The organism is Olleya sp. Ti.3.14 (assembly GCF_038154885.1).
Classification (GTDB): domain Bacteria; phylum Bacteroidota; class Bacteroidia; order Flavobacteriales; family Flavobacteriaceae; genus Olleya.
This window is the reverse complement of the sequence record NZ_JBAKAO010000009.1, coordinates 135539-150296: the sequence shown is the minus strand read 5'-3', so window position 1 is coordinate 150296 and position 14758 is coordinate 135539. Positions and strand designations below refer to the sequence as shown.

General features: G+C 29.8%; 14 protein-coding genes. All 14 read left to right on the top strand.

Features of this window, described 5'->3' with window-relative positions; genetic code table 11:
- Window positions 1–603, top strand: a 603-nt coding sequence (locus tag V6251_RS12730; protein ID WP_341588519.1) for a phage baseplate assembly protein V, incomplete at its 5' end; no start/stop codon positions are given.
- Window positions 604–606: 3 nt separating this feature from the next.
- The gene (locus tag V6251_RS12725; RefSeq protein ID WP_341588518.1) at window positions 607–1494 is read left to right on the top strand and encodes a DUF3289 family protein; all 888 of its coding nucleotides are present in this window, start codon (window positions 607–609) and stop codon (window positions 1492–1494) included.
- Window positions 1495–1965: a hypothetical protein gene (locus tag V6251_RS12720; RefSeq protein ID WP_341588517.1), complete on the top strand. Its 471-nt coding sequence runs from the start codon at window positions 1495–1497 to the stop codon at window positions 1963–1965.
- A gap of 63 nt (window positions 1966–2028) precedes the next feature.
- The gene (locus tag V6251_RS12715; RefSeq protein WP_341588516.1) at window positions 2029–3099 is read left to right on the top strand and encodes a hypothetical protein; all 1071 of its coding nucleotides are present in this window, start codon (window positions 2029–2031) and stop codon (window positions 3097–3099) included.
- Between the two features lie 5 nt (window positions 3100–3104).
- Window positions 3105–3569: a DUF4280 domain-containing protein gene (locus V6251_RS12710; RefSeq protein WP_341588515.1), complete on the top strand. Its 465-nt coding sequence runs from the start codon at window positions 3105–3107 to the stop codon at window positions 3567–3569.
- A gap of 11 nt (window positions 3570–3580) precedes the next feature.
- On the top strand, window positions 3581–5824 hold the full coding sequence (locus V6251_RS12705) for a glycoside hydrolase family 19 protein (protein ID WP_341588514.1): 2244 nt from the start codon (window positions 3581–3583) through the stop codon (window positions 5822–5824).
- A gap of 7 nt (window positions 5825–5831) precedes the next feature.
- Window positions 5832–6851: a hypothetical protein gene (locus V6251_RS12700; RefSeq protein WP_341588513.1), complete on the top strand. Its 1020-nt coding sequence runs from the start codon at window positions 5832–5834 to the stop codon at window positions 6849–6851.
- Window positions 6852–7012: 161 nt separating this feature from the next.
- Window positions 7013–7192 (top strand): hypothetical protein, encoded by a 180-nt coding sequence (locus V6251_RS12695; protein ID WP_341588512.1) that lies wholly within the window; start codon window positions 7013–7015, stop codon window positions 7190–7192.
- Entirely contained in the window at window positions 7179–8348 is a 1170-nt protein-coding gene (locus V6251_RS12690; protein WP_341588511.1) for a hypothetical protein, read from the top strand. The genes V6251_RS12695 and V6251_RS12690 overlap by 14 nt, the downstream gene beginning before the upstream one ends.
- 409 nt (window positions 8349–8757) lie before the next feature.
- Window positions 8758–9801, top strand: coding sequence for an SH3 domain-containing protein (locus V6251_RS12685; protein ID WP_341588510.1), 1044 nt, complete (start codon window positions 8758–8760; stop codon window positions 9799–9801).
- Window positions 9802–10061: 260 nt separating this feature from the next.
- Window positions 10062–11807 carry a type VI secretion system Vgr family protein gene (locus V6251_RS12680; protein WP_341588509.1) on the top strand — a complete coding sequence of 582 codons (1746 nt, stop codon included), beginning with the start codon at window positions 10062–10064 and terminating at the stop codon, window positions 11805–11807.
- Window positions 11808–11821: 14 nt separating this feature from the next.
- Entirely contained in the window at window positions 11822–12763 is a 942-nt protein-coding gene (locus V6251_RS12675; RefSeq protein WP_341588508.1) for a hypothetical protein, read from the top strand.
- 12 nt (window positions 12764–12775) lie between these two features.
- A complete protein-coding gene (locus V6251_RS12670; RefSeq protein WP_341588507.1) occupies window positions 12776–13330 on the top strand; it encodes a hypothetical protein in 555 nt (184 codons plus the stop codon).
- Between the two features lie 5 nt (window positions 13331–13335).
- Window positions 13336–14682, top strand: a complete 1347-nt coding sequence (locus V6251_RS12665) for a hypothetical protein (RefSeq protein ID WP_341588506.1) — start codon at window positions 13336–13338, stop codon at window positions 14680–14682.
- Window positions 14683–14758: the final 76 nt, after the last annotated feature.

The window sequence follows — 14758 nt, the reverse complement described above, 5'->3', positions numbered from 1 at the left end:
AAAGGGTTTCATTTTATACCAGAAACTGGTGAAGAAGTCTTAATAGGTTTTGAAGGCGGTAATGCAGAACATCCATATATGATGGGTAGTTTATATAATGGTTCTGGAAAAGCAGGCGCTTTTCAAAATAACTCAAACAATGTTAAAGCCATTAAAACCAGAAGTGGTCATACATTAAAATTCACGGAGGACGAAAGTATTATTCTAACAGATAAAAGTGGTAACCAGCTTCATTTTGATACTGTAGGTAGCAATATAAATATTACAGCTCCTGAGACCATGACTTTTAACTGCAAAAATATGGTTGTTAACGTAGAACAAAATTTGACTACAACTGTGGGTATGAATAAAACGGATTCTATTGGTATGAATTCTAGTGAAAACACTGGAATGATGAAATCCACTACAGTTGGGGCCAATGCAAATATGATGGTTATGGGTAACTTAATGGAGTTTATACAAGGAGATTTAACGTCTGAAGTTGTCAAGGGAAGAGAAGAATCTGCTTCCCAAATAAAAATTACTAGCAACAATGGTAATATAACCAAAAACGCAAAAGGACAAATACAGAATAATAGTGGCGAAAAAGGAAATAATTTTTAAGCTATGCGACAACGTATTGTAAATGGTAGTATAATCACAACAACAGAAAATGATCATAATTTTTATGCAACAGAAAGTAACGTATCCTTCTCTGCCAGTTCAACCGTAGAAGAAATTGGGGCGGAAAATGGTGTTAGCTATGGTGATAATGAGGATTGTAAAATAACTAGAGTAAACCAAGTTGCTATTGGTAAAGCACGACGTGACCCTGGATATAATTTTGATGGCACCAAAGCTGAGGACATGTATTATGCCGATAAGCCTCTTAGATCAGCATCTATAAAACAAGACCCTGTTTTTGGTCAAAGTGATTATAACCTAGGACTTTGCTTAAATACTTTAATGAGTTCATTATCAATAGGAAAAATGGAAACTCTTGCATTAGATATGGCTAATCACTTTATACAAGGTATTGGTGGTACTTATAAAAATGAAATTTTAGATAAAGAAATTGCAAATAACTCTGCTTTTGTATCCTATCACAATGATTTTTTAAAAACACTAAATACTGAATTAAAAAATGCCTCCTATAATCCTTCCAATATATCCACCATACCAATGAGTTTATTAAACTTCTCATCATTTTGGGACAAGGTGTCAGGACTTGGTATTACTGTGCATCAGGTTTGGAGTGTAAAAGCCGAATTAAAAAATTACAGTCATAATTCCTGCACTGGATTATGGTCTGGCACTTTACAATATACTTTTTACGATCATTTTGGTTTAGACTGGGATGATATTGTTAAACATGGTGAGGATAGGATACCTCAGTACCATACTGGAGATTTTTTTAAGGCTTGGTACATACTTCAGCATTACAGATCTGCAAAGCCATTTATAACTGAGTTTTATAGAAGTGTGTATTTAAGTGGAAACTCTAAACGTTCGTAAATGAAAAACATACTATTTTTTTTAGTCCTTATTTTAATTTCATGCAATAATAAAATGCGAAACAATAATCAAATCGAAGATAAAGAGATGACTATAAAACCGTTAAGTCCTTTTTTTTATGAATTTACTGGAAAAAACAATATGCTTAACAGGATAGATTACTTTTATTTAGAAGGTGATTTTGAATACAATACAGCATACTTCAACAAGCTACAAAAGCTAATTGATGACCACAAAAAAAATATTGAAAACAAGTACAATCTTTATTCAATTTACATTTATAAAAAAACTAAAGAGCTTAATAGTACTTATAATAAAACTAGAGAATTCTTAGATGGTAAAAACAATGATCTAATACTATATAATAGATTTATAGATAATAAAAACGACATTTTATATTACATTAAAAACAGTGATGTAATCTACGATGGAATTGAAAAAAAGAAAGTGAATTTTGAATTTGAACAGTAATTAAATCTTTTAAATTGAATGAGAATATTAAGTTCATAAAAAAATGACCTATAAATTAGTATAATGCAAACTAAAGACTACATAGTATACAAAATAAAAACAGGCGATTCTTTAAAATCTTTAGCTGAAAGAATTGGCTTAAATAACTATAGGCAATTACAGGGTTTTCATAATACTATATGTCCAAAAAGTGAGCAGTTAAAAAACTTCGAAATAACAAAAGGAAACACATTATATGTACCAGATTTAAAGGAGGTAATTAGTCTAAATAATGAAATTAAAAAGGATAAAACAAACCAATCCCCTTTAAAACCCTTTAAACTAAAACTAGATAATTTAATAGCTAGTTATAATGTAACTATTGACAAAACGGTTACTACTGGAGTAGTAGAAAAAACAAACAAAATAACATATAAATTGGACCTTAATTATCTAATAAACAAAGATAATTTAAGAATCTTAAGAGTAGCAAAAAACGAATTTTACATCAATACAAACAAGCCTCAATCCAAAATACAACGACTCGCTTTATTTTGCTCTAAAGCTTATTACCCAATGGATTTAATATTAAACAAACACGGTAATATTGTAGGTATTAACAACATGTCCGAAATTAAAAAGCGTTGGCTTGATAATAAAAGTAATTTAGAGGCAAATTTTAATGGTGACTATGCCGAAAAATACATTAATAATGTTAACAAAAAACTACTAGAAAGTAACCAATTAGAAAAAGCAATTATTAGCGACCCAGTACTTAACACGATACTACTACCCTATCAAAGATTTAATAAAACATCAAAAACTGTTTTTAATATTAGTTATTATAAATATCAAATAAACATTAAAGTAACTCAAGAAGTTGAAAGTAATGATACTAAAAATAATGCGTTGACCATTTTACAAAATGGAATAGTTGAAGACACTAGAAGTTATAAAGATTTATTAAATCCAAACGATGTTAACAACAATCCCTTTTATGTAAAATTACCAAAAATTGAAGGCGCATTAAACAGTAGTTACAATGTAAATTTAGAACAAGGACTTTCAACAAAAATCAAAGCTAAATACCATATCGATTATACCACAAATAAAAGTAAAACTACGATACTAACTATTAATCGTATTAATAATTAATTATTATGAGTACCGGAAAACATTTTGTAATTCAAAAAGGAAAAGCTATGTGTAATCAAGGCACTACCTTCCCTAGTTTTAAAGTGTCAAGTCACACTAAACATTATTGGAATGATAGTGGTAATAGTCCCGATTTTTTAGCAGTAACAGAAGACGATGTACAATTTACACCACCTTCAAACTCATTTGGTCCATGTGCTTTAAACAGAAAAAATCCATGTGCTTTTGCTCCTGCAGGAAAATGGACAAAAACATACGATAAAGTTACTGTTTTAGGTAAAAAATGTGTTATTGAAGGCTCAGAACTTATGTGTTCCGTTGGAGGTAAAATTACAATAATGACACATGGTCAAAGTGCAAGTTTAAGCAAAAGTAATGTTAATAATGCAGACCAAGATGTACAAGAAGAATTAGACCCTTTAACAGACACTAATGATATTGTAGAAGATAATCAACCAGATGCATATTAAGTAATATAATTATGGCAAAAAAAGGTGTAAAAACAATTAGCGGTCCAACAGCTCCAAGAATTGGACAACCTGCTATTTATACAGTAACCGAATGGCATTCTGGGACACCTGATGCTTTAAAAGCTAATGTAAAATGGGAGTTGTTTAAAAAAAGAAATTCTGGTCAATATACTACAACATCAATTATTAAAAATGGACCTATAGCCACCTTTACTTTTGGAGAAGTTTCTGCTAATCATGATTATAAGGTAGAAGGCTATTTATTTAATCCCGAATTATCTGGACCATCTACGGTTAATGTAAGACCACTTCAAGGACCTCCAAGTATTACTACCATTACAATGTTAGATTATAAAGGGGACAAATTTAGCAGTACACCTCAATATGGACAGACAATTACCATTTCTATTGAAACCGTCAATATGATAGGTGAAGATTTAACTGTTAGTTTATGGGAAAGGGATACCATGTCAGATGATGGTCACGACATTAATGAAAACACTAAATTGTGGGAAACAGTAACTACTGTGGAAAACACAACTGGAAACGTAAAAGTACAAAAGCAATTAACATTGGATATGGCTGTAAATGCGGATAAAGGTGTTTTTGAAGGTAGTACGCACGAGTATTATGTTGTAGTTAAATCTAACAGATCTAATTTACATAACTATTCTGAACAACAATTAGAGGTGTCAGATAATACTTCTGGATTTTCAATAAATAGTGCAATACAAGAAGCTTTACAGGTAATAGGGATTGGTAATGATCCAACACCAGAAAATGGAAATAGCCCAAGTACTGTTGGTGAGGAAGTTAATACAGAAGATGAAAATAAATGTCCACGATGTAAAAAAGTAACTAAAGAGGAACTTGCTTTAATATTTGGAGATGCCACAGACGATACTTTAACCAAAGTAGCTGAAGCATTTAATGAGGGAGTAGAACTCTTCCATATAGATACTTGTGAAAAAAAGGTTCACTTTTTTGCTCAAGCAAGAGAAGAGACTGGATCATCATTAACAATAAAAACACCTGAAAGTTTAAATTATAGTGCTAGAAGATTAAAAAATAGTGACCGAACAAGTGGTTCTGGTTGGGTAAAAGGTAACTTAGCTACTGGAGAAGGTGGATATTATAGTAGTGGAACTCTTAAAACAGGTCCGTTTTCTTATTTTAAAAACAATCCAAATGACGCAGATCTTTATGGTAGAAAAGATTTAAATGCTTACAATGATAAAGGAATACAAGCTGCTAACGAAATTGCAATAGCTAATAGAGCATATGCTAATAAATATGAAAATGGTGATATCGCTAGTGGTGATGGATCAAAATATAGAGGAAAGGGAATCGTTCAACTTACATGGAAAGAAAATTACAGAAATGTAAACGAAAGGTTAGTGAGAAAAGGGTTTGATTTTGATATTGTTACTAATCCAGATAAACTTTTAAACTTTAAGGAAGGCGTTTTATCTGCTATGGCATACTTTTATTGGAAAGATTTACATTTAAAAGTAGGACAAACTAGAGCTACTGTAGACTCTATTACTGCTGTAGTTAATTTAAATACAGATTCATATAGTGAAAGATGGGCTCATTTTCAAACAGCTTTAACAGCATTTAGAGTTAATGAATGTACAAAAGATGAAGTAGTTCTAGGCGAATTTAATCTATATAAAACAGATTATACTAAAAAAACATATTCTAAAACCAAATCGTCTAACAGTAATAATTATAAATTTGAACTATACAATGATGGCGTATTGGAGCAAACATTTACTGCAACTAAAAATGAACATAATTTATTAAAATTTCCAGACTCCGGATTAAATTGGGGTAGGTATGGTACTAGAGACAACAATATCTCAGATGGTGACAATTGGATAAACGAAGAAGCCTTCTCTGCTTTATTAGGTTTCTTTTACTCTGTAAATAAAGAGGTTACTACAAGAACGTTATACTATAATGATATATCCTCCGACGACGGAGTTACGGATTTAGGTCATAGCACTCATAAAACTGGAAAAGATATAGATATACGTTATCCTGGATGTACAAATGCTGCAGGTCAACAATTATGGACCTATGCTCGAGACGTTCTTGGAAGCGAATCTAAATTAGACGAAGTCATGACTAAAATATTCGCTTTAGCAGTAGAATGGGATTTTACAAATAACTATAGTTATAAGGCTTTTACAAACACAAAAAATGCAGCATACAGTGTACACCAAAATCACTTTCACATTGGATTTAATTAAAAAAAAAATGATAAAACACTCTTTATATACATTGGTTTTCCTTTCACTACTTTTTTCATGCAAAGGACAGGATAAAAAAATAGAAGATTACAATTTTGAATTAGAAGATTCTGATCAACACTATATTATGAACGATTGGAGTACCTCCAAAATAGAACAGTACTATAAAAGAATAGCCCAGTTAATTACTGACATTCATGATGATTATAAAATCCCTAGTAAAACACATTTTAGCGATGTAATCAATAGTAGTTTAAACTTAAAGGTCGATTATAATAAAACATTTCAAATTGCTCCAAAAACAATATTAGGTGATTATGAAATGGAGATTATAATATTTCCTAATAATAGAATAATTGCTTTAAGTAATGAGCTTCCATTACTAGACTCAGTATCTGTTAAGCACTACAGGTCTAATGATTTTAAAAATCTAGATCATACCACAGATAATAATCTAATACTTAATGAAGTGTTTTTCAAAAATAATTTTGACTTTAATAAGGCGTCAAGTATCATAGACCTTTTAAAAAAGAATAATATCCAACTTTATGGGCCAGCATTTTTTGCCAAAACTCATGATTTAAATATGGATGGTATTCAAGATTCCATAATAGCATTAAAAAACAAATTATATAATGACACCATCAACCATTATGAATCAAAAATCATATTAAAAAAAGGAAGTCATGATGGATATATGCAATGGAAAGAAAATACAAATCTAATTTTCAAGGCACCCGAAAATTGTTTTTCCGAAGGGTTTCAAAATATTGTATTCAAAAATGAGTATTTCACAATAGAACAGACCTTTTGCAATAAATACTTAGTATACGCATACACAACCTTTAAATTCAATAAAAAAAATAATGAACTATATCTTCACAAATATGGAGAAGAATACATTCAAGACGATAACAGTCCTGTAAAAGAAACTAAAATATGGACCAAGAAAGACTTTGGCGAAATTAAAATTAACGATATAAACAAAGACTTTTTTATTCAATTAAGACAAAATAATCCTAAATAAAAAAATCATTTGTCATAAATCAAACTGATTACTAAAAAATTATAGCAGAATGTAATTCTAACATAATATATAAGAATTACCATGTTTTTTATGTCGATAAAAAATATGATAATATAAGCCTGTTTAAATCTCTAGAAGAAGATGGATTAATTGGAGATGGTATGTGGCAAGCAGCTAGAGAATGGGCTTCAATAGGTATTGAAACAGGAAGACCTATAAGCAATGGAAGAACTGCCACAGGAGGAGAATCTTATTACGCAGGAGATAGACTTAATAAAGCTCACATTTTACCAGAACAAATTAAAAACGCATTAATACAATCAAAAAATGAGAATAAGTAATATCTTTTTAATATTTATTTTCCTCCTTTTATTTATAGGCTGTAAAGGAGATACAAAAAATAATATAGAAACCCCAGACCAAAAACCTACTACATTATCCATAACTACAGATAATAAGCAGTATAATGATTTTGTAATAAGTTGTGGATCTGGATGCGCAATGAAATACAAACAACTAAACGTTACAAAAAATAATAATTTTTTTGAAGCAGAATTTAAAGTTCAAATGATTATTAATGAAGTTTTATCAGATGAATATACAGAGACCTATATTTTTAAGTGTGATCCCAATAAAACAAGTCAGATTACATTAAAAAATAATGATAGTTATAAAATTGAAGATCAAACGAAAGATCTTCAAATTAATTTAAAAGCTTACAGTTTAAATTTATGTAAAAGTGCTAATAATGACACATATGCTGCTTATAATCAAAATAGTAATAATGAATCCTTTTTTGATTTATTTAAAAAGCAAACTAATTTAATTCTACCCTTATCCACAGAGGCGCTTTCAAATTATAAAACTGTCTCTAATGATTATTTCTATTTTGAAAAAGAGAATGACTATTATACTCTTAAAGATTTAAAATGTTTGGGAGCATTTAAAAACAAACAAAGTTTTAATCTAATATACAGTTTCAACTTATATGGTGAAGGTGAAAGTTTTGCAAAAGATATGATAATTTTAAGCTGTTTTGATGTTAAAGGAAAACATATCAAAGATATAATAGTAAAAGGTACTTTTGGAGGAGAAGGAAGTGCTAAAACATATAAAAACTCAACAATTACCTCTCAAAACATAGATGTAGATTTAACAGAAAATTACTACGAGTCTGAAACTGGATTAAATTATCCTATTACAATCCACAAAAAACAAGTATATACTTTTAATGAAAATTATGTACTATCCAAAGAGGTGTATAAGTGTGATGCACTACAAAGTCTTGAAAGTTATGAATTTAAACTCAAAAATGGTTTTAACAATAAAGACGACTCTACTTATGGATTAAGCTATTTATTAGATAATTATCTATATTGTTTTCCCGTGACTAAAAGTAATCTGTCTGTTTATGAAAATATTAATCACTACATAATAGCATCTGGAAATAAGGATCGTTCCATTTTACTACAATCAAAATTAAATGAGATTAAATAGAACCTTTAATAATGTAATACGCTAAACTGCCTTATTAATACTTTAGAAGTTAACAAGATAAATACAGATCTCATAATTTTAAATACAATGACATGATAAAAATTTATCAAATATTAACTAATCACATTCTTTAAACTTCAACTTTTAATTTTTTGTAAAGAAAGCATACTGCTTCAAAATGAAACAAAAGTTTTCAGAAAATATAAAGATTGAAACTAACATTAAATTTAATTATCTCTATTACCACTTATTCATATTCATTAATAGTACTAGGTCAATTAAATAATAGAACTAAAAAATAGATTAGTATATTAATAATATTTAAATAATGAAAAGACAACACTTAATATTAGCGCTAATAACTTCATTTTTTTTTGCTTGCAACTCGCAAACAAATGATAACAAAAACATGAAAAACACCAACCAACCTCCATATAACAAATTTAGTGAAGGAGAGGTAAATATTGACTTCGACACTACTATAGGATCAAACCAAAAAGATATTAAAATTGCAATAGATTCCTTTACTTATAAATATCCGAGCACAAAATTATTTAATCAAAAAATTAGCGAATACTATAACTTTGACACGTCTAATTATGACAACAATATTTTGGTTTTGCAACCCAGCTTAATGCCCGAAATTGCAATTAAACCATTAAATATAATTTATGTAGAAAGTGATGGTATGCAACCAATAAGTGGTGAATTATTATATAATTACAACCAATATATTTTTTATAATTCAGAAAAATCTTTTGTTTGGCTAAAAGACAATAATTCATTACTTCTAAAAGAAGTAGTAACAACTTACGGAAATACTCACGATAATGATCTTTTACAATTTGTATTCCATACAATCGATTTTAATAGTAAAATTGAAATACAAGAATTAATATTCCAATTTAAAGATTCTAAATATTTTTTAAGAACTGAGATGATTAACAAAATTAGAGAAATAGCCTATAATGGTCAAGAATCATCTTCATTCTCTGACGTCGTTAATGAAGATTTTTATTATGCATTACCTAAAATAATCGATAAAATAAATAAAAATCAAGCTTTATATAATAGTCCTGAAAAATCTATAGCATTTTTATTAAACGAATTAGCAAAATCAGGAATAACAGGTAGTATTGATTCTTATTTAAACAATAACAGTAATTTTCTAAAAATTTTAGTCGATCAAAATTATTTCGACTATGCTAAATTGAAAGAATATGTGACAGTAATTTATACGCTAGATAAAAAAATAGTATTAGTCCAGGTAATAGACAAAGATGGTTACACAAACCTTAGAAAATCACCTAATTCAAAATCAGAAATAATACAACAAATAAAAACTGGTGATAACCTAGAAGTAATAACAAAAGATGGCGATTGGATGTTGGTTAAAACTAATGAAAACCAAAAAGGTTATGTCCATAAAACAAAAGTAACAGAAACAGAATAGTTAGCTGTAAAATGCATCACTTATTATTAGAGAATTAACAACAGAATAAAATAACTAGGAAGATAACAGTCCTGTAAAAGAAACTAAAATATGGACCAAGAAAGACTTTGGCGAAATTAAAATTAACGATATAAACAAAGACTTTTTTATTCAATTAAGACAAAATAATCCTAAATAAAAAAAATAATATACAAAGTATAAATTATGAAACCTCAATGTAAACTATTAATTTTACTAACAACACGATAAAATAAACCAACATGGCACTGCAAACCACAACAACGCTTTTTATAGGAGGACTAGAAATACCAGTATTTAAAAGAATTACCTTGCACCAACAAATAGACGCACACCATATGCTAGAGCTGGTTTGTCGTATGGACGTGTTGGAAGATTTATCCTTATCTCTTGGCGAGTCTAGTAAAAACTTTTTAGGCGAAACACTAACCATACAAACCCGATCTTTAGATGCTTTTGGTGGTTATAAAGAATTAGAATTTAAAGGCGTTGTCACACAAGTAAAAACCATAAAAGGTCATGAAGCAAGCTCTGGAGACAGTGTCGTGATTAAAGCTCAAAGCCCAAGTTTTCTTGCAGATGATGGTCCACATTACGCCTCGCATAACGACGTCTCTTTGTCTGAAATTATTGAAAAAACTTTTAACGACTATGACAAGTCTAAACTAGAAGTCCTAGTACAACCAAAAAACAACCCTACCCTACACTACTCTGTACAACATAACGAAAGTGCTTATGATTATGCTAGTAGGCTAGCAGCACAATATGGCGAATGGTTTTATTACAATGGATCGCAATTAGTATTTGGAACACCTGACAACAAGGAACTAACTCTTACCTATGGTTTTGATTTAAAAGAATACCACTTAAGCCTTTTACCACAATCGCATAACTACAAATATTTTTCTAACGATTATTTGTTAGATCAAATACACGAAAAAGATGCTAAAGAAGTCACCTCTGGCGTTAATGGATATAGTGGTTTTGTAACTAATAAAGCAAATACCATTTTTAATAAAGAAACCAAAGTATGGCACAATCTATATAACGATCCTAAATCTAAACAACGCTTAGACAGCAGTATCGAAGCACAAAAAAAGGCTATCGAGATTAAACAAGTACAACTTAATGGAGTTAGTGATAATCCTGGTGTTACTTTAGGTAGCGTGATAAAGGTAGATGGTTCTAATTACAGAATTACAAACGTCACACACACCAATAACGAAAACGGAGACTATCAAAACCGTTTTGAAGCCATTACTGCAGATTTTGATGCCTATCCAAACACCAACATCAATGCTTTTCCTAAAAGCGAAACACAGACTGCTTATGTTATGGAAAACGCAGATCCTGATGGTTTAGGCAGAATACGTGTACAATTCCCTTGGCAAAAAATAATTGGAGAGATGACTCCTTGGATACGTATCGTAACACCGCATGCAGGAGGAGACAAAGGGTTTCATTTTATACCAGAAACAGGAGAAGAAGTTTTAATAGGTTTTGAAGGCGGTAATGCAGAACAACCTTATATGATGGGTAGTTTATATAATGGTTCTGGAAAAGCAGGCGCTTTTCAAAATGCTAATAATGATATTAAAGCACTACAATCTAGAAGTGGAAACAAAATGGTTTTTAATGATAATGAAGGATCAACAACAATTACCGATTCTGGAACAGCGGGAATAAAACTTGATGGTTCCGGTACAATAATCAATCAGGCAAATGATAAGTTTGAAATAAAAATTGGAGACAACTCTGCTATAATGATAATGGATAACGAAGGAAATATAATATTTGAGGGTAAAAAGCAATTTCAAATAATAGTTGGTAAAAGCTCAATTATACTAAATGAGGATGGGAATATTGTTTTAAATGGAAAAAACATTTTGATTAATGGATCAGAAAGTTTAGATAGTCGCTCTAAAGGTAGTCAAGTTTTATTAAATGATAATGCCAAAATTACAGGTAGTAAAGTCGATATAAATTAATTCAAAATTGAACAATGAATACTCCCGAAAGAAGAAAAAGAAAAAGTTTTTTATTGTATGACGATAATGATCAAAAAAAATCATCTGAGATTATTAATACAACTCAAGATTCCAAAATACTATCTAATAAATATAGAGCTGTTCAAATCAACTCTACTAAAATTGAAGATGAGATAAGAAGTCATTCTGAACTTAAAAAACAATATGAAATCATTTTAAATAAGTCTGGTAACAATGCTTCTGTACGCCTTTCGGATTTATATTATGATTTTAAACCTCCTGTTATGAATAAGGTTTACGAATTTGTTTCTGCTACAGAATATATTCGTAATAATGTCAAATTTAATTTAGATAAAAATGGCAGATTAAGTAACATTTCAAATAAAGAAGAGTTATTTCAAAATTGGTCAGAATTTAAAAAAAAAGATCTAAAAACCATTGACTTTATTAAAAGTTTAAAAAAAGATAATAAGTCACAATATGATCAAATTTTAAAAGAAGGAGATCAGCAATTTTCAACTTCAAATAACCTTATGGAGCTTGACTATCAAAGAGACTTGTTATATATGATATTATTTGACAAACATATAACAGCTCCTAACCTATCAAATATTGCTCCTGAAGAATATATTTACACCTCTCAATTATTTCCTAGAGTTAAAGTCCCTATGACCATTAGGTATGATGTGATAGAGGATAATGATAATTTTACAACAATTAGAAAGGTTGCTGATAGTATATTAAATGAAAAATTATTGAAAGAAATTGAAGAACAATACAATATCCTTCATAAACCATTAATTAAATATAGTTTTACGGAATATAAACTCACCTTCAGAACAAGGTATAGTGTTGATAAAAACACCAGAATTATAAATGATGCTGATTTAACTATCATTGAAGATATTGAACACAATATACAAAACACATGTAAATTCAATTTAAAGAAACTATAAATGACGAATAATATGACATTTAAATTTAAAGCTTTTTTAGTAGAAAAATTTTACAAAATGTGGGTCGTATTTGCTTTACTATTAGTCGTAATTATTATAATTCCGGGATTATTTTTAAGTAATTATTTTTTACCTGATAATGCAAATAACATGTCATTAGTGTCACAGTTATTGACGCTTTCATTAATTGGTATACCACTAATGATAATCTTGTTTTTTACTATAAACCTTTTATTTTTTAAAACTGTTATTATTTCTTTTAACGAAAAAATTATAATCAAAAGAAATGAAAAAAAACTCTATGAGATTAACCCAAATAACATAAAAAAAACAATTATTAAAAGCAACGATGATATAAATAAAAAAAATCGCTTTAAAATAATTGAATTTGTAACAGAAAAGGAAAATAGTATTAAGATTATTAGTAGAGATCAAGACCATGAAGGTGTTTTTAATAAATTCATTAATGCTTATATTTCTTTTTATAATTTAGATATTGACAAAGCAAAAAAAATATCAATCAATGATTCAGGAGATTATAAACTGATTTTTGAAACTAAAAATTAATTAAAATGAGCAGTTATTTACCACAAAAAACTTTTGCAGTATGTACAATGCAAATGAGTCCTACCAAAGGAAAATTATTAGCTGATGGTGGTGCTAGAGAATTATCTGTAATAAATTCTAAAAAAGATGCTGTGTTATTAACCAAGGTAGATTTAGTTTTGATGAATGATTTTCCTTGTCAACAAAAATGGCAAGGACCAGCTGTAAAATCAGGTTTTTTTGCAGGCTTAGTCGCTGGTATTGCTATTGCAGCTGCTGTAGCGTTTAGTGTTTGCACATTAGGCGTTGGCGCAATTATAATTGGCGCCTGTGCTGTTGCTGCTGTTGCCTATACTTATAGTGCTGCAAAATCCAATAGCACAAAATGCAACACACTACTAACTGCTTGGCAAAACCCACATCAAACAGTTAAATTTAATCAAATTGAAGCTGTTACACAGACTTCTTTTATCACGTGTGGAGCTGGTGGTATAATACAACCATTTATAAGTCCATCTGCTGCAAATTCTGCAGCTAATAGAATAGCATGGGCAAATCGTGGTGAAGTTGCATTATCAGGAGTTATCTCATTTATGTTTGGTACTGCTCTAGGTTATACTGGTGCATCAACCGGAATAGGTGCTTTTGCAGGAGGCTCTTCAATGTTGGGTGCAACAGGATCTGGCTTATTTGCTGTTGGTAAAGAAGCACTTACTGGAGTGGTTGGAGCTTATTTAGTATACGCACCATTATCTTACGGTGAAAAAAAAGGAATGAGAAATTGGTTTAAAAGTGACACGGGTGATACGACTTATGACCGACTTATTGACACTCAAGAAAGCACTGAACAGCCAGAATGGTTTGAATTTAATTATGACACTTTAGACGATGATTATAATCCTACAGCTCTTGGTAAACCTGCTGGAGAAACATTTGATAGATCTGTAGAGCTATACAGAATAAATCAAAACGATGCATACATAGAACGTATGATGAATGTTGAAGGAACTAAAGCCGAACAACAAGCTGCGCGAGAGGCTATTGCAAAAGAAATGTCTAAAACAAAATCTGGAGCAGAAGCTGTACGAAATATGAGAAGAAAAGGTAGTGGCGAGATTTTACCTAGAACAAAAACTCAAAATAAAGGTAATATAGTTACTGCCAATCATCGTGGCAATGCTCAAGCAGCAAGATCACAAGCAATGTGGGGAACAAAAGCCAAAGGATTTTCAGACGGAATGGCTTTTAATGGCGTCGCATTAATGCTTCCATTATTAGTAACTCCTTTAGATGAATACACTATAAAAGCTATAGCTGACTTTGCAGAAGAAGATATTGCTAATGGAAACTCAATTACCTCAACAACTCATTAAATTTTAAGTTCTGCGCCAAACTCATATTATAAAATTTAATTAGTGTAATGGTAAACAACTGCTATAACACCAATTT